The 16757-nt window shown below is 62.8% G+C and carries 17 protein-coding genes and 1 tRNA gene; 5 read left to right on the top strand and 13 right to left on the bottom strand.

Annotated elements, in window-relative coordinates; translation table 11 throughout:
- The first annotated feature begins 10 nt into the window (after positions 1–10).
- Both grcC1 and htpX read left to right on the top strand, forming a co-directional pair.
- Positions 11–1018: a nonaprenyl/(2E,6E)-farnesyl/geranylgeranyl diphosphat synthase gene (gene grcC1 / locus AWB95_RS16480; RefSeq protein ID WP_062540037.1), complete on the top strand. Its 1008-nt coding sequence runs from the start codon at positions 11–13 to the stop codon at positions 1016–1018.
- A gap of 63 nt (positions 1019–1081) precedes the next feature.
- A complete protein-coding gene (gene htpX / locus AWB95_RS16475; protein ID WP_062540036.1) occupies positions 1082–1945 on the top strand; it encodes a zinc metalloprotease HtpX in 864 nt (287 codons plus the stop codon).
- 13 nt (positions 1946–1958) lie between these two features.
- On the opposite strand, the gene AWB95_RS16470 is transcribed toward htpX, so the two are convergent.
- Together AWB95_RS16470 and AWB95_RS16465 are read right to left on the bottom strand one after the other, a co-directional pair.
- Positions 1959–2669, bottom strand: coding sequence for a YoaK family protein (locus AWB95_RS16470; RefSeq protein WP_062540035.1), 711 nt, complete (start codon positions 2667–2669; stop codon positions 1959–1961).
- 1038 nt (positions 2670–3707) lie between these two features.
- Positions 3708–4730, bottom strand: coding sequence for an NAD(P)H-dependent glycerol-3-phosphate dehydrogenase (locus AWB95_RS16465; RefSeq protein ID WP_062540034.1), 1023 nt, complete (start codon positions 4728–4730; stop codon positions 3708–3710).
- Positions 4731–4860: 130 nt separating this feature from the next.
- Between AWB95_RS16465 and AWB95_RS16460 the strand changes: the two genes are divergently transcribed.
- Both AWB95_RS16460 and AWB95_RS16455 read left to right on the top strand, forming a co-directional pair.
- Positions 4861–6732 (top strand): alpha/beta hydrolase, encoded by a 1872-nt coding sequence (locus AWB95_RS16460; protein ID WP_062540033.1) that lies wholly within the window; start codon positions 4861–4863, stop codon positions 6730–6732.
- 70 nt (positions 6733–6802) lie between these two features.
- Complete coding sequence (locus AWB95_RS16455; RefSeq protein ID WP_232315674.1) at positions 6803–7261, top strand: hypothetical protein; 459 nt, start codon at positions 6803–6805, stop codon at positions 7259–7261.
- Positions 7262–7272: 11 nt separating this feature from the next.
- Here the strand turns inward: AWB95_RS16455 and AWB95_RS16450 are convergent, their stop codons facing one another.
- From AWB95_RS16450 to AWB95_RS16430, 5 genes are read right to left on the bottom strand one after another with little or no spacing between them, the layout of a single operon-like run.
- Positions 7273–7587: a hypothetical protein gene (locus AWB95_RS16450; protein WP_062540031.1), complete on the bottom strand. Its 315-nt coding sequence runs from the start codon at positions 7585–7587 to the stop codon at positions 7273–7275.
- Positions 7588–7619: 32 nt separating this feature from the next.
- Positions 7620–9095, bottom strand: coding sequence for a flavin-containing monooxygenase (locus tag AWB95_RS16445; protein ID WP_373280773.1), 1476 nt, complete (start codon positions 9093–9095; stop codon positions 7620–7622).
- A 42-nt stretch (positions 9096–9137) separates the two neighbouring features.
- Positions 9138–9692, bottom strand: a complete 555-nt coding sequence (locus AWB95_RS16440; RefSeq protein ID WP_232315675.1) for an RES family NAD+ phosphorylase — start codon at positions 9690–9692, stop codon at positions 9138–9140.
- Positions 9693–9747: 55 nt separating this feature from the next.
- The gene (locus tag AWB95_RS16435; protein ID WP_062540028.1) at positions 9748–10254 is read right to left on the bottom strand and encodes a hypothetical protein; all 507 of its coding nucleotides are present in this window, start codon (positions 10252–10254) and stop codon (positions 9748–9750) included.
- A 56-nt stretch (positions 10255–10310) separates the two neighbouring features.
- Positions 10311–10802 (bottom strand): YajQ family cyclic di-GMP-binding protein, encoded by a 492-nt coding sequence (locus tag AWB95_RS16430; protein ID WP_062540027.1) that lies wholly within the window; start codon positions 10800–10802, stop codon positions 10311–10313.
- Positions 10803–10882: 80 nt separating this feature from the next.
- Between AWB95_RS16430 and AWB95_RS16425 the strand changes: the two genes are divergently transcribed.
- Positions 10883–10965: transfer RNA gene (locus AWB95_RS16425), tRNA-Tyr, on the top strand.
- An 816-nt stretch (positions 10966–11781) separates the two neighbouring features.
- Here AWB95_RS16425 and AWB95_RS16420 read toward each other — a convergent pair.
- The 6 genes from AWB95_RS16420 to AWB95_RS16390 all read right to left on the bottom strand — a co-directional run bounded on the left by AWB95_RS16420 (position 11782) and on the right by AWB95_RS16390 (position 16465).
- A complete protein-coding gene (locus AWB95_RS16420; protein WP_169714694.1) occupies positions 11782–12105 on the bottom strand; it encodes a DUF732 domain-containing protein in 324 nt (107 codons plus the stop codon).
- Positions 12106–12185: 80 nt separating this feature from the next.
- Positions 12186–12992 (bottom strand): zinc ribbon domain-containing protein, encoded by an 807-nt coding sequence (locus tag AWB95_RS16415; RefSeq protein WP_084707007.1) that lies wholly within the window; start codon positions 12990–12992, stop codon positions 12186–12188.
- A gap of 370 nt (positions 12993–13362) precedes the next feature.
- Entirely contained in the window at positions 13363–13680 is a 318-nt protein-coding gene (locus tag AWB95_RS16410) for a hypothetical protein (RefSeq protein WP_139818506.1), read from the bottom strand.
- Positions 13681–14062: 382 nt separating this feature from the next.
- Positions 14063–14926, bottom strand: coding sequence for an NHL repeat-containing protein (locus AWB95_RS16400; protein ID WP_139818505.1), 864 nt, complete (start codon positions 14924–14926; stop codon positions 14063–14065).
- A gap of 76 nt (positions 14927–15002) precedes the next feature.
- Entirely contained in the window at positions 15003–15725 is a 723-nt protein-coding gene (locus tag AWB95_RS16395) for a type VII secretion target (protein ID WP_169714693.1), read from the bottom strand.
- Between the two features lie 89 nt (positions 15726–15814).
- Complete coding sequence (locus tag AWB95_RS16390; protein ID WP_062539262.1) at positions 15815–16465, bottom strand: hypothetical protein; 651 nt, start codon at positions 16463–16465, stop codon at positions 15815–15817.
- Positions 16466–16757 lie beyond the last annotated feature (292 nt).

Below are 16757 nucleotides of genomic sequence, written 5' to 3'. Positions count from 1 at the left end.
TGTTGGTTGGGTGAGAACTCCGGCGACTGTGGTGGCGGGCGTCGACTTGGGCGACGCCGAATTCGCCGCCGACGTGCGTGACGGCGTCGATCGCATCGAGCGCCTGATGGAGACCGAACTGCGCGGCGCCGACGACCTGATGACCGAGGCCGTGCTGCACCTGTTCGAGGCCGGCGGCAAGCGGTTCCGCCCCCTGTTCACCGTGCTGTCCGCCCAGCTCGGGCCGCGGCCGGACGCGCCCGAAGTCACGATCGCGGGCGCCGTCATCGAGCTGGTGCACCTGGCGACCCTGTACCACGACGACGTGATGGACGAGGCCCAGGTGCGCCGCGGCGCGCAGAGCGCCAACGCGCGCTGGAGCAACAACGTCGCGATCCTGGCCGGCGACTATTTGTTTGCGACGGCCTCGCGACTGGTGTCACGGTTGGGCCCGCAAGCGGTGCGGGTCATCGCCGAGACGTTCGCCCAGCTGGTCACCGGGCAGATGCGCGAGACCCGCGGCGCCGCCGGCGGCGCGGATCCGATCGAGCACTACCTGAAGGTGGTGCACGAGAAGACGGCCTGCCTGATCGGCGCCGCCGGGCGGTTCGGCGCGATGTTCTCCGGCGCCGACGAGCACCAGATCGAGCGGCTGGACCGGCTCGGCGGCATCGTCGGCACCGCATTCCAGATCTCCGACGACATCATCGACATCGACAGCGACCCCGACGAGTCCGGCAAGCTGCCCGGCACCGACCTGCGCGAAGGCGTGCACACGCTGCCGGTGCTCTACGCGTTGCGCGAGACCGGCCCGGACGCCGACCGGCTGCGCAAGTTGCTGGCCGGCCCCGTCTCTGACGACGCGGTGCTGGCTGAGGCGCTGACGCTGCTGCGCCGGTCGCCGGGCATGGCGCAGGCCAAGAACACCGTCGCGCGGTACGCGGCGCAGGCGCGCGAGGAGCTGGCCGCGCTACCCGACCTGCCCGGACGCCACGCGCTGGCCACCCTGGTCGACTACACCGTCAACCGGCACGGCTGATCCGGAACCGGGCGGGCCCGCGTCGGCGTTTAATCAGCAAGAACCCGTGTTAGGAGGAGGCTGATGACCTGGCATCCGCACGCCAACAGGTTCAAGACCTTCGCGCTGTTGGTCGTCATGTCGGCGCTGATCGTGTTCGTCGGCGCGCTGTTCGGGAAGACGATGATGTGGCTGGCGGTGCTCTTCGCCGTCGGCATGAATGCCTACACGTACTTCAACAGCGACAAGCTGGCGCTGCGGGCGATGCACGCCCAGCCGGTGTCGGAAGTACAGGCGCCGGCGATGTACCGGATCGTGCGCGAGCTGGCTACCGGCGCCCACCAGCCGATGCCGCGCCTGTTCATCAGCGACACCAACGCGCCCAACGCCTTCGCCACCGGCCGCAACCCGCGCAACGCCGCGGTGTGTTGCACCACCGGCATCCTGCAAATCCTCGACGAGCGCGAGCTGCGTGCCGTTTTGGGTCACGAGCTCTCGCATGTGTACAACCGCGACATCCTGATCTCGTGTGTGGCCGGCGCGCTGGCGTCGGTGATCACCGCGCTGGCCAACATGGCGATGTTCGCCGGAATGTTCGGTGGCGGTAACCGCGATGGTGGCAATCCCTTTGCGCTGCTGTTGGTTTCGTTGTTGGGTCCGATCGCGGCGACGGTGGTGCGGCTGGCGGTGTCCCGCTCGCGCGAGTACCAGGCCGACGAGTCCGGTGCGGTGCTTACCGGTGACCCGCTGGCCTTGGCGTCGGCGCTGCGCAAGATCTCGGGCGGTGTGCAGGCGGCACCGTTGCCGCCGGAACCGCAGCTGGCCAGCCAGGCCCACCTGATGATCGCCAACCCGTTCCGGACGGGCGAGCGGATCGGGTCGCTGTTCTCCACACACCCGCCGATCGAGGACCGCATTCGCCGGCTCGAGGCGATGGCGCGCGGCTAAGTCCCAGGCGAGACTACTGCTGCGCCACAGCACGCCGGTCGGTGAAGAAGTAGGTGTATGCGGTTGTGAACGCGCAGACGACGGCGGCGGCCGCCAGCAGCTGCGAACCACTGACCAGCGAGCAAATGCACCCGCCCGTCAGTCCGCCGCCGACGAAGCTGGCGAAGAGCAGGAAGTGTCCGAGCCAGTCGGCAACCGATCCGCCGCTGAGGTGGCGCTCGATGCCCTGACCGAGTTTCACAACCGTTCCCGTCACGTAGCTCAGCGCTATCGACACTTCGCCGTTCTTGACAAACGTGGTGTTCAAAGCGCCAATGCCGAAGGCAACAACCAAGATTGGTATGAAGGCGACAGGTGCCGTCGACCAGCCCTGCAGCAGGACATCGCCGATAGTCGCGAGAAAAAGACAAACCGTGGTGATCACGGTGGGTCCGTGCGGATGCCCTCGCCAGATTCGCCGGCGGCACACGGACCCGAAAATCACGCCGCCCAGAAAGCACGACACCAGCAATGTGGCCGATATCGACAGCCATGGGTCGTCGATGAACAAACCCGCCACTGCGCGTTGCGTGTTGCCGGTTGCGGTGGTCACGAAGTAGCCGGCCGAGTGGGTGAACGTCACCGCACCGACAAGGCCCGCCAGCCAGGCAAGGATCCACGACAATCGTGCCTCACTGTCGAAGATTTCACGTAGCGCTGCCCGGGATTTCGCGGTATCGCCCACGCCGCGACGAAGACGAAATAGACGCGCCCAAGTCGAGCGCCTGACTCGTCGCGGCCGGTCATTCGTGTGAGGTGATTCCGCCATGTCGATGGTATCGACTTGTCCGATTTCCGCTGTGGTGCGCTCAGTCATGAAATGAGCTATCCCTTTTCTCGAACTTCTCGTCAAAAGACTTGGGCTAGTGGCGTGCCGATGGCACGACCACACAACGCATGGCGTACAGCGTTGCGGTGCAGTCTTATTCACGCTGATTGTGCAAGTCGCTGCGTCATATCGCGGTTGCCGCAAGGGTCACGCAGGCAGGCGCGGGCCGCAGTGACTGCACAACGGCTTGGCTGGGGTCGATCAGTGCCGGGCGACGCAGAGCTGGGTCAGACGTTCTCGTCCGGCCAGGGGCGTGACAGCCGAACAGGAGCCGGCCGTGCCCAACCCATACCGCTTCGTGGGTGAAAGACCCAGCGACGTTGACCACCAAGCCGACTGCGTCGACGGTGACAAGGTCGATGGCCGCGTGCGATGCAGGACCGCCATGTGCAACGCCGCGTGAATGGTGCGTGAAGAGGCGTCTTCAACATGGTGGTCAAGACGTTCGTCGGCGATGTTGGGACCGCTCGAGGATGTCGATACCGGCTGTGGCAGGGCGGAGACCGCATGGTCGGCCCGCGCTACCCCATATCCGATTGCGGCAGCGAGGACGCAGATCGCAACCGCGAGCGCGCTGATCGGCCGCATCCGCGAAACTCTTCCTGCGCCGCGAGAAATCACCGCGCCTCCACTGCGGCACTGATCACGGCGAACATCCGACTCCCCAACCCATATTGACGCGATGAGTGTAAGGGTAACGGCCAGGCGTTAACATTTTGGTATCCAAGATTGCGGCGAAGTAAAACTCTTCGCGCACAACCCATTACAGATATCGTGATTACGATCACCGCGAGCCGAATCCCAATTGCTATGGGCCAGCCTATTTATCGGTTCAGCAGGGCAACAACCGCACCGGTGCAATACATAGGAAATACATACGCACAAGGGTGATTGTTAAAAGCCGGCGCCGTGCACCTCGTGTCCGGGTTTTTCGGCGGTCAGCCCGCGATAGGCCTGCTCGACGGTGGAGCCGTGGTTGATCACCGCGTCCACCTCCCGCGCGATCGGCATGTTCAGCCCGTACTTGTCGGCGAACTCCATGATCACGCTGGCGGCTTTGACCCCCTCGGCCACCTGGTTCATCGACGCGATGATCTCGTCGATCGGCTTGCCCGCGCCGAGCTGCTCGCCGACATGGCGGTTACGGCTGCGCTGGCTGGTGCAGGTGACGATCAAATCGCCCATCCCCGCCAGCCCGGAAAAGGTATCGCGCTGTCCACCCATCGCCTCGCCCAGCTTGGACATCTCGCGCACCGATCGGGCCATCACCAATGCGCGGGTGTTCTCGCCGATGCCCAGCGAGTAGCCCATGCCGACGGCGATCGCGTAGACGTTCTTCAGCGCACCCGCCATCTCGACACCGATGACGTCATCGGTGGTGTACACCCGAAAACGCCTGGTGCGGAACAACTCTGCCAGCCGGGCAGCAAGGTGGTGGTCGGGCATCGCCAGCACCGCCGCGGCCGCGTACCCCTCGCCCACCTCGCGCGCGATGTTCGGGCCGGCCAGGATTCCGGCCGGATGCCCGGGCAGCACCTCGTCGATGATCTGCGACATCCGCATGTTCGTGCCCTGCTCGAGGCCCTTGACCAGTGACACCACCGGCGCCCAGGGCCGCAGCTCGGCGGCCAGTTCGGTCAGCACCCCGCGGAACCCGTGCGACGGCACCCCCATCACGACGACGTCGGCGGCATTGGCGGCCTCGGAGAAGTCGGTCGTGGCGCGCAGGGTGTCGCTGAGCACGACGTCGTCGCCCAGATAGCGGGTGTTGCGATGGTTATCGTTGATGTCCTTGGCGGTGTCCTCCGAGCGCACCCACTGCAACGTCGGTCCGCGTCGCGCGCAAATGGACGCGACGGTGGTGCCCCAGGAACCGCCGCCCAGGACGACGACCTTCGGTTCGCGCAAAGCTGCCATGGCGATCAGCGTATTGCCGGGATCGTCGCGTTGGTGCCAGTGCGCGGAAATTGCTGCGCCGCCACCCGGCGAACCGATGGTAACTTCAGAAAACCTGCAGTTCGCAGTCAGGCCGGGGAGATCTAGCGACGTGAGCGTATCGGTTTCGACCGTGAGGGCGTCGCATCCCGAGAAGCTGCTCGATGCTGCCAGTGCCTTGGGCGGCAAGATCACCCAGCTCGAAACCATCATGGCCGGCGAGCGCGAAGAGCTGTCCTATCTTCAGCAGTCCTGGCACGGCGATGCCGCGCAAGCCGCGATCGCCAAGGGTTTGCAGATCTTGGGCAAGCAGGAGAGGTTCCACACCCGGCTGCAGGAACTGCAGTCGGCGCTGCAAAACGGGGGCGACCAACTGTCGGCCCTCCGCAAGGCCATCCTGGACTTGGTCGAGAGCCTGCAGACCATGGGTTTCTCGGTCAGCGACGACGGCGTGGTCAAGCCACACCAGTGGCTCATCGGCAGGTTCTTGAACGGACTGGCGGACAAATTCACGAAGTTTCTGCAGAAGCTCCTGCAGGTGTTCGACGAGACCGACCAATCCACCGCGGCGGCGATCGCCGAAGCGTGCGGCTCGTCGATTCCCAATCCACCGGTCAAGGTGTCGGGACAAGACATTGCGATCCCGTCCCCGGATACCAGCCCGGAGGACGTCAAGAAGTGGTGGGATTCGCTGACCGACGAGCAGCGGCAGGCTCTGATTGCGCAGCATCCGCCGATCCTGGGCAACCTCAATGGTATTCCGGCCGATGTGCGTGACAAGGTCAATGTGCAGGTGATGGACGACGACCTCAGCCGGGTCGAGCACGCCGCACAACAGCACGGCGTCTCCGCGAATGACGTCGTGAAAGACCCGGGGCGCTATGGGCTTTCGGCCAACGACGTCACTCGCTATCAGAATGCGCAGAAGACGCAAGAGGGCCTGTTGCACGATCTCGGTATCGACACCAGCAAGGACCACCGCCGTTACAGCGAGATCAGCGACGAGGAGAAGGCGGCGCGGCACCTGCGCCCCACCATGCTGTGGGCGTACGACCCCACGGCGTTCAACGGTAAGGGCAAGGCCGCGATCGCGATCGGCAACCCCGACAAATCGCCGAACACCGCGATGATCGTGCCGGGCACCAGCAGCAGTGTGAAGGGCGGCTGGCTCTCCGACGGCCACAACGACGCGATCAACCTGTGGAAGCAGTCTTACTATGCGGATCCGGACCATCCCACCGCGGTGATCGCGTGGATGGGTTACGACACCCCCGCGGACTTCACCGACCTCAACATTGCCAACCCGGGTCTGGCGCGAGCGGGTGGCGATCTGCTGGCATGGGACGTCAACGGGCTCGGCGTGACCCACGACAGTGGAATTCCGCAGCATGTCACCGTGATTGGGCATTCCTACGGCTCGACAACGGTGGCCGACGCGTTCGCCCGCAGCGGCATGCATGCCAATGACGCCGTGCTATTGGGTTGTCCCGGAACCGATATGGCGCACAGCGCCGCCGATTTCCATCTCGACGGCGGCAAGCTCTACGTCGGCGACGCCTCCACCGATCCCGTCGGCTGGATCGGCGAAGGCCACAGCTTGACGAACCCGCTCAACGATATGTTGGGTCACCCGATCGGAGCCTCGGCCGGGTTGGGCGCCGACCCCGCGCATGACGGTTTCGGAGCGACGCGGTTTCAAGCCGAAGTTCCCGGCACCACCCACCTCAACCCGAGCGACCATTCGTTCTACTACCACATGGGCAGCGAATCGCTGCGCAGCATGACCGACATCGCCACCGGCCACGGCGCCAACCTGGGAGACGAAGGACTGCTGGCCAAACCGCGGGTCGACGTACCGCCGGTCACCGCGGGCCAGATGCATACTCCGTTCGGCAACATCCCCGTACCGAAACTCGAATCACCGATCTACGACCCCGAATGGGACCGACCCGGAACGCTTGGTCATGACTACAAACCGAATTAGCCACCTTCGGCGGCGACGGGTGCTGCCGGTCGCCCTTACCCTGGTCCTAGTCCTAGGAGGATGCTCGCTGATGTTTCCGTCCCGGCACCGCGCCTCACCCGACGTCGCGCCGCTCTCCGATGAGCAATCCCGGGCCCAGGTAGTCGACCCGGCCAAGGAGATCGTCAAGACCACCGGGTTGCATGTCACCTATGCGACGTTCGCCTGGGAGTGGTGCAACGACCAGGGCGACCCGCCATACCACGGCCGCGTCGACATGACATTCGATATTCCAGCAGGTACCGATCGAAACGCCTTTTTCCGTCAGATCACCGCGACCATGGCAAAGCAGCCCGGCTGGGCCAGCGGTGCTGCGCCCGGCATGCAGCCGCACGGCGAGAATCTGCACAAGGGCAACGTCACGATCACGATGGGGCCGGCCCCCTCCAACGGCGGCAGTATTGAGCTATTCGGCGAGTGCCGCAACATGAACGACCACCGCAACGACAGCGGTTGGCACGACATCACCGACGAGATCGCCGGGAGTTGAGAGCCGTCTTCTTAGAAGTGGCCCCAGCCGCGCTGGCCGTCCCAGCCGCCGCATGCGCCGTTGGTGCACGCGTTGACAATGGCGCCCTGGAAGGGGTTCCAGCTACCGCAGCCGTTCCAGCCGGGACCGCTGCCGCAGCCACCGCCGCCGCCCTGGCCGTCGGGGCCGCCGCCGCCCTGAGTGCCACCGGGATCGGCAACGACGACCTGGTGGCTGGCGGTTGTCGGTGGGGCAGTGAGGAACACGGCCATCGGTCCGGCCGCGATCGCTGTCGCGGCAGCAGCCGCAACGACCGTCGATCTGACGAACTTCCGTGTGCTTAGCATTACTTAATAATGCACGGCCGATGGTGCCGTTTTCAAGCAACTTGTGACTGGCGACACCGACCGAAAACCATCGCTTCGTCGATGCGGTCGAACCGGTAGTCGATGGCGTCGGCGAAGTAGTTCTGCCGCACGTTCCACGGCCGCTTCGTGCCCGACTTCGGCAGCGCATGCAGCGATCGCAACACGTAGCCGGCCTGGATATCCCAGGACGGCTTTTCGGGCATCGGCTCGCCACCGAGATGCGGGTAGGCATGCGTGTAGCCGCGAGCCCGCATGTACTCCAACAGTTTTGCGGTCGCGCGGGCGGTGATGTCGGCGCGCAGCGTCCAGGAGGCGTTGGTATAGCCCACGCACCAGAACAGGTTGGGCACGTCTTCGAGCATGTGCGCCTTGTAGACAAAGCGGTCCTGCGGCTTGATCTCGGCGCCGTCCAGCGACAGCGTTACGCCACCGAGCGCCTGCAACTGCAGACCGGTGGCGGTGACCACGATGTCGGCGTCGAGGTGCCCGCCGGATTTCAGCGCGATGCCCGTGGCGTCGAAGTGGTCGATGTGGTCGGTGACCACGTCGGCACGGCCTTCGCTGATCGCCACATACAGGTCGGCGTCGGGGATCAGGCACAGCCGCTGATCCCATGGGTTGTACCGCGGCTTGAAGTGGGTGTCGACGTCATAACCCTTGGGCAGGTTACGCACCGCGATCTGGCGGATCCACCACTTCATGAAGGCCGGCGTCTTGCGGGCCAGAAACCAGATCGCGCCTTCGAACAGCGCGTTGCGCAGCCGGATGATCGGATGGGCAACCTTGCGCGGCAGCAGCTTTCGCAGGCCGTCGGCGAACCAGCTGTACCTCGACGCCGAGAACATGTACGTCGGGGAGCGTTGCAGCATGGTGACTTTCGAGGCCTTCTCGGTCAGCGACGGGATCAGTGAAATCGCCGTCGCACCACTGCCGATCACCACCATCTTCTTGCCGGTGTAGTCGAGGTCCTCCGGCCAGTGCTGCGGATGCACGACGGTGCCGCCGAACTGCTCGATGCCGGGAAATTCCGGGGTGTAGCCCTCGTCGTAGTTGTAGTAGCCGGATCCGAAGAACACGAAGCGCCCTCGGTAGGTCTTCTCGGTCCCGTCCTGATCGACGGTGACGGTCCAGGTGTCGCTGCTCGAATCCCAGTCTGCCGCGCGCACATGGCTGTGGAACCGGATGTGCTTGTCGATGCCGTACTTGTGTGCGGTCTCGGTCAGGTACTCGCGGATGTGCACGCCGTCGGCCACACCCTCTTTGCGGGTCCACGGCTCGTAGGGGAAGCACAGCGTGAAGATGCTGCTGTCGGAGCGGACGCCGGGGTAGCGGAACAGGTCCCAGGTGCCGCCGATCTGCTCGCGCCGCTCCAGGATCACGTAGTTCAGCCCGGGGTTTCGCTCGGTGAGCCGGTAGGCCGCGCCCAGCCCGGAGATGCCGGCGCCGATGATGACGACGTCGTAGTCGCCGTCGTGTTCGGGAGTCATGCCCATCAGATTAGGCACCCACCGGTTGATTGGGCCAGAGCATCACGAGGGCTGCAGCAGCACATCGATGTGCAGCGGTGCACACAAGTCGATCAGCCAGATCTGATCGGCAGGGCTGGCGAAGATGCGCGCATGGGAGGTGTCCTGGGCGAACGCGTTCGCGCACTTGTCGCCGAAGAACACATACGCCTTGGCGTCATTACACAACCGCGACATCCACACCATGCCGTCCACGCCGATGCCGTGCGCGGCTTCGGCCCAGCGCACTGTGTCCGGATAGGTCGAGGCCGGGCTCGTCGTCACCTCGTCGGGGGCGACCTTGAGGCGTCGTAAGTCAATGCCGTGCAAGATAGCGAGGCGAAGTTCGCGGGTCACCTTGAGGAGCGCGAGCGCTTTGGAGGAGTACCTGTCATAGGTGAGCACGCCCCCTTCGGCCGGGACGTTGTGCAGCAGCGTTTCGGCGACAGCCGCCTCCTCGGTTTCCGCGGCGTACATGATGGGGACCACGGGTTTACCGAAAAATCCGAACGGGGTCGGGGCCCCGACGCCTGGATTGAACTCGGCGGGCGTGCGGGTCGCCGTGAAGACGCGATACAGCAGGTGTCCCGCGGGCAGTTTCTCGATGGCAGTCTGAACGGGGTCGGTGGCGCTTTTACCACTCGATACCCATGTCGTCCGCCGCCACGGCGACGACGCGGTCCGGATCCTCGGTGAGGTGGTCGACGGGCCGGTCCCCGTCGAAGTAGGTCGTGGGTGAGCACAGCCACTGCACTAGGCCCGCCTCCGACCAGTCGTTGGCCTCCGCGATCTCGCGGAGGCGGCCGATCACAGCAAGGGGCTGTCCATCCGGCCCGAACTGAAACCCGGGGTAGACGAGCTGGTTGCCCCGGCGTATGGCGACCAATTGGTTATTGCGGTGCGCGCTGGCAGCGAGATTGCGCGGAGCACGCGACCGCGACCCCATCCGCTTGCCGGCTTCGGTACTGGTCAGCAGGCCGAACTCGGCCTCGATGCGCGCGTAGAGGTTGTGTTCCGCTTGTACCGCCCGGGCGATTGCGGGCTCGGTGTGCACCGCCACCGACGACAAGGCGGCGCCCACGGCTCGTGCGCTCTCGCGAACGCGTTGCGTAGCTGCGGTTAAGTCGTCGACGGTGGTCATAGCGACCACTCTACATGCGATTCGTGCACTATGCTAAATCGCACGAATCGCACGGTCTACCGGTAGTTGACGAACTGCAGGGCCACGTCGAGGTCGGCGTTCTTCAGCATCGCGATGACGGCCTGCAGGTCGTCGCGCTTTTTGCTGGACACCCGTACCTCGTCGCCCTGGATCTGGGTCTTGACGTTCTTGGGGCCCTCGTCGCGGATCAGCTTGGTGATCTTCTTGGCGTTCTCGCTGGAAATGCCCTGCTTGAGTGTGCCGGTCACCTTATAGGTCTTGCCGGAGGCCTGCGGTTCGCCGGCCTCGAATGCCTTCAGGGAGATGTCGCGGCGGATCAGCTTCTCCTTGAACACCTCGACGGCGGCTTTGACGCGCTCCTCGGTCGAACTGGTCAGCTCGATGGCCTCGTCGCCCTTCCAGGCGATCTTGGTGTCGGTGCCGCGGAAGTCGAACCGGGTGGCCAGTTCCTTGGCGGCCTGGTTGAGGGCGTTGTCGACCTCCTGGCGATCGACCTTGCTGACGATGTCGAACGATGAATCCGCCATTGGATCCGTCCCCTCTCGATTGGTTGCTTGGCCGTTTGTATCCTGAGTACATCCTCGTTGTAGGGTGCTAGTCGCACCAAGGCAGGTTGCCCGAGCGGCCAATGGGAGCGGACTGTAAATCCGTCGGCGTATGCCTACCCAGGTTCGAATCCTGGACCTGCCACCCAGGTCAGAGGCTATTTCCCTCTGACGCAACGACCTTCAACGGGCCGACCGCCCGCAGGTCGCCCGCAGTAGATCGCGCTGCCGTGTCGAAAGCGTCGGCCACCGCGCCGAGGTCGTCCTGCCCACCCGCGAAGGTGGCTCAGGATTGCTCATAACCCCAAGTAATGAATGGCTTACGCCATCAGCACAGCCTGCTGCACTTGGCACCGCGATCATCGCCCGGCACCGCTGGCCCGTTCACCATAGGTACCCCTGAGCGTGATCTTGGCGCTGGCATCTCTCCAACTCGACCAACAACTGATGCCCTCACAATCCGGATACCCGGTAGGTGTGTTGCACCTGCGGCAGATACACGGGACAGTATTCGCTAACCGCGTATCTGATGATCGCCGCTGACGCCATTGGTGAAAGGTCGAACTGCTTGCCCCACGCGTAAGTTATGCCTAGGTGGCTGGTGTTGAACGGGCAGTTTCATGCGCCGCTGCGAAATCGGCAAAACCGGCATCGCCAGAATGGACGCTGAGCGACTTTCGACGACCCGCCGACCAAATCACCCGCCCGGAGATCACGATATTTGGCGGCCCGAGATCGTTAACCGTGTAAAACACCAGCCACCTAGGACGACACAGTCGTCGTGGCCCACGTTGCCGTTTAGTTGCTCGCGCAGACTGTTGCAGATCAGATCGGCATAGGGGTCAGCCCGCGCCACAGGCACGCTCAGTGTCAGCGCTGCGAAAACTGTTGCGACAGCCGGCGTTAGCTTCATTCTCAGGGTGAGGATAAAAACACGGTCGGTTAGCTTCCGGTCGGCTCGTCAGGATTCGGTGTCGGGGCAAATCGTGAGCTGAGCTGCTGACACCAAGTTCCCGGCCTGTTTGTCGGTTATTTTCGGCATGATCCGGTACACCTCGTTGGTCTCGGCCTCTGCCGACTTCCCTGAGTGCAGATCGTTGCAAATATCGTGCCCAAGCTCGATAGCGTCTTGCGGGGTGATGGTATGCCCCATCATCACTGAGAGGTCGATCCCGTACATATTGAGTGCCTTCAAGAAGTCGCTGTCGGGATCGGCATAAGCAAGAGCGGGCTGTAATGCCGTTGTCGCGACCAACGCAATGGCAAGTAGCGCTTTGGTCAACACTCTCTGACCTTGCGAGTTCGTGCTACGTCCGATGGGCATCTTTAGCCACTGTCAGAAGACGATGAGACCGGACGTGATGTTCACTTGTGTTGCCTTTTCCCTTGTGGCTTGGGAGGCGTTTGCCATGCTGGCACCGATTTCCAATCTTGCACAAAGCCTTTCAACCCACCCGGCCTACTCGGGTCAGGCTGTGGCCCCAAGGTCGGTTTTGGCTTCCGTTGGCTCGGCGGCGCTTTTGAGCTTTGTTTTATCGGAGCCGGTTTCGGCTTGTTCGTTGCCAGCGCTGGCGATGGTGCGGAAGACGCAGCCGCAGCGGCGAACCGGTATCCGCAGTGCTTGCAGACCTTGGCGTCAACGAGAATTGTCTCGGCGCAATCGGGACACTTCTTCGTCGTTGCGGCTTCCTCCCAATCAGCAACTAAAGGATCATCCAGAGCATGTTGCTTCGCGGTCTGAAGAAGTATCAGCGAGCCAATCAGTGCGGCAGCCACACCCACACCCGCAACGTAGATAGCGATGCCAAGGCTGGCGACCATGCCGGGTTGGTTGGAATCAACGGTTCCGTCGGGACGCACCGGGTAAAGAGTTCGGAAGTCTGTATCGTTGGCCATGTAGACGACTAGCGCCGCTGCGATGACAGACAGGATGGTGGGCAGCCAGCGTAAGCCTCGCCCGCCCTGGCTGACCCGGTAGCCACTGGCGGCAATTCCCAGCGCAAGCGCGACAAGCATCCAGCCGCCGTGCTGGATGAGGGTGTTGTCTTCGACCCTGCGGAATATGCCGGTCGGTTCGTCGAGCGGTAAGAACGCCGCGACAGCTATGGCAAACGCACCGACCATCACCAGCCCCAGCCCGAGTGGATTCTCGGACCCCGCTTTACTCGTCATGGCGAACCTCCCAAGCTCACCGTTGGATGACCTGGCCTTACTGGCTGGCAGCGTATGCCTCGGCGAGCTTGATCAACCGGTGTTCGGCGAAGAAAATGCAACCACAATCATGTAAAAAACCTTGGCCCGGATAGAGGGGCCAGCGGCCTACCCTTGGAGTCATGCCGCGAACTCCACGCCGAATTGGAAGGCTGGCACTGCAGAGCGGAGGCCGCAGCCGATGCCCTGGCCCGCGAATCCGGTGACGTCGACGAATCCGAACGCGCAGCCGCGCGGGGATGGCTAGCCCACTGTCACGACAAGTGCGCCGCTATAGCACGGTTGCTCGACGGCGCTGTCGTCCTCCGGCTTGATGACTATCGGAACCCTGTTATTTAAGCCCCGGCAGCGTCAGCCGCCCTTTGGCCGTGAATAGCGCGTGGTCAACGGTACGTAAGCTGTGGCCCGTATCCGCTGCTACAGCGCGGCATCCGTGCAGATGGTCAATCCATGAATCCCGCTTGGCTGGATAATTCAACGCCCGCAACGACTTTGATGCTTGGCCGTCATAGACCGTGAACCGCGCCGGGTCATGCGCCATGAGCGCGGTACTGCCAATCGCCGTCCAAATGCCGGAAAGCTTCGTCAGCAATTTGAGCGCCCGCTCATCGTCGATTTCCGCGAATGTCGCTGCGGTTGCGTCGATCACGGCTTGCTCACTGTTCTTTTCGACCAGGCCGCGTATTCTCTCATGGCGCACCCGACGCCGACCAGTCAAGGGCGGGGGGGGGGTACTTCCAATCGACAAGAGCGGCCATCTGCTCAATCGTGAAATGCGGCAAGTCACGTAGTTTGGCCAGCAGCGTATCGTGATCTACGGGGTAGGTCTGCGACCACGAATCAACCCAGAGCTTCAGGTAATCGGACGTTAGTGGCTTCACGTCGGGCATACGTTTTCTCGCTTTCGGTTATGATGGTTCATGCGGATTGTCCTGTCGCTAAGTCCAAACCGCGCTGACAAACGTGATTGCTTGGGGAGAACGACCGCCTAAAGCACCAACTGGGTGAGCGAAACGCGGTCGGCAGGTTCATCATTGCGAACGCACTGTCAATTTGAGCACTCGGTTGTGGCCCGTGTCGGTGACATAGACATTGTCGGCGGAATCGACCGCCAGCCCACCTGGACCGTCAAGACCGGAAAACGGCACCACGCGCTGAGTGCTACCGCTCGCTGGCAACTCCAATACCTGGCGAAGAAGGTTGTCTGTGACGTAGACGTTTCCCGCCGAATCAACTGTCAGCGCACCAGGATCGGTGAGGTCGGTGGACAGGTTGGCGTTGCGTGCAAACGGCAACACACGCTGAGTGTTCGACGCGGCAACCAATTCAACTACCTGACCATTAACCAAATCGGTGACATAGACGTTGCCGACCGAATCGACCGCTAATGAACCTGGAGATTCAAGGCCGGTAAACGGCAACACCTGTGGCGTATCGGTTCCCGCTGCCAGCTTCACAACCCGCTTACTGAGTTGTTCTGCGACGTAGACGTTTCCAGCTGGATCCACCGCCACCGCGACCGGTGACTCCCGGTGAGAAAACGGAATCACCCGCTGGGTGTTACGCCCCGAAACCCATTCCAGTAGTCGGTCCTTGAAGTCAACGACGTAGACGTTGCCTGCCCGATCAGCCGCTACGTCCATCGGGCGGTTAAGGTCGGTGAACCCGATTACCTGCTGCGCCGCAGACTCGGGAGCCAGCTTTACCACACGGTTGTCGCCGGTATCTGCGACGTAGACGTTCCCGGCAGAATCGACAGCCAAGGCACCAGGACCGGACAGTCCGGTAAACGGCACGACCGTTTGGACAGGTGCCGGTGATGTCGCGACGTGGCTGTCACGCCAAGGCAGGGTGCTGTGCGAATGGCGCTCGTATACGACCACGCCTGCGATCACCAGCACAATGATTGCGGCGCAAATCAATACGGTGCGAATACGCCACCGCGAGGGCGAAAATCGAAACCGCGACACCTTAGCGGGGCCTGGCCGATGGGGTTGGGGTTGGAGTGTTCGGAGCTGGCGTACTCGGGGTAGGGGTGGGAGTTGTTGATCCGTCAGGCCACTCGATGATCTCTTGCCCGTTCTTCGAATACATCTTGATTCCGCACTCCGTTAGCTCTCGGCGAAGGTCCATTTCCTCGTGCGCCAGGGCGTCACGGCGCTTCACTAGTGCAGCCCGTTTTGTTTCGTACTCAGCGGCAGCCTTCACTGCCGCCGGGTTAGTCATGTCGAAATCGTGCGGCAACTTGTTGAATGCTTCTATTTCCGTTCTCAGGTTGGCTTCTCGACGATCAAGGTCATCCACTTTCCGGTGCAGCTTGGCTATCTCGTCAAGATCGCATTCAGGCATTGGTGCCGTAGAGGGAGTCGTGGGTGTGGTTGTCGTTGTGTTGTCAACGGGAAACGTGCGCCGGTTGATGTCGTCGCCAAGTCGCTGATCTGTCTGTTCGTAAGCCTTCGCCGCTTTGGCGACATTCTCGACGTTCTCGGTCGCGGCCTTCTGCACAGCTGGCAGGCCCTCAGTCACCGGAGCCTCAACCTTGCCCGCCTGCGCCGCGATGGCCTGGCTGAGTGGATCACTGCCAGACACGGGCTGGGGCGCGGGTGCGCTCGGTATCTCGCCCGCCGACGCCAACAGCAGCGACGCCGCAGCGGCGAGCCGCTCGGGGTCGACCTGCAATGGCTCAGGTACCACCTGGACATCGTAAGGCGGCCACAGGTTCCGTCGGCACGTCAATTAACCTGGCCGGGTGCTGGTAGGACCGGCTGCAGTGCGTTATGCATTTATCGAGGAGGTTGGTTGGTTCGGGCAAGTTCACGCTCGACCGAGTCGCTGAAAGCCTTGCGTGCGTCATTAAGACCCTCCATGAGTTCCTCAAATTTCGACCTTAGTTCCTGTTGGCGGGCCAAGCGTTCGGCCTCCTTGCCATGCAGTTGAGCACCGATAGTGGTTCGCTCCACCACGTCGAGGTCCAAGATCGTTTGCTGTAGCTCGGGGTTATTTACCGCGTCCCGCAACTCTATGCAGCGCTGCGATGTTTCATGTGCACCGATAAGACTCAGACGTACGACATTTCCTGCAATCTTCCGACCCCACACAGCGATCTCTTTGAACGGCTCATCCCGCAAGGGCGCAGGCGAGTTGCGGATTGTGACGAACTGATCCCACGTTTCGATTGCGGCCTCCACAACCTCATCACCAATGCGCAACAACGTGTCTCGCTGAAACAGTCGATAGTCACGCTGGCGTTCATTCTGGCGGTCCTCGGCGGTACGCCGGTCTGCGGCATCATTGGTTCGCTGTAACACGATCAATGAACCCACAAACAGCAGTACGGACCCAAAGAACGTCAGCACTGGTCCCAGCCATGTCCACGGTGATGGGTTGCTGACTATTTCCACCGGCCACGGATACAACCAGTAGCAGTAGTTCACCCGCCCAGTGTCGCTGGATTGGTGCTCAGATCATCGCTGCGCATCACGCCTCGGCGTGCCCGCCGGTTGATGGCTACCAACGCGTCGCGTCCGCCGTTGCGCGTGCCGTGCATTGACATGGCTATGGCTTGGGTGACGTACCGGGCGGGTAGTTGCCCGTTTCAATCCGGCCACACACGCTGCAGCGGAATTGCCTGATAACTTCAACCACTCTGCCGCTCCCGTCGTCGACCGGTTGTGGCTGTCCAACCTCCACCCAACTGTGCTTGTGTTCGGGCATCCATCAATCTTT

Source organism: Mycobacterium celatum (assembly GCF_002101595.1).
Classification (GTDB): domain Bacteria; phylum Actinomycetota; class Actinomycetes; order Mycobacteriales; family Mycobacteriaceae; genus Mycobacterium; species Mycobacterium celatum.
The sequence above is the reverse complement of the archived record's forward strand: the minus strand, read 5'-3'. Positions and strand labels throughout refer to the sequence as shown.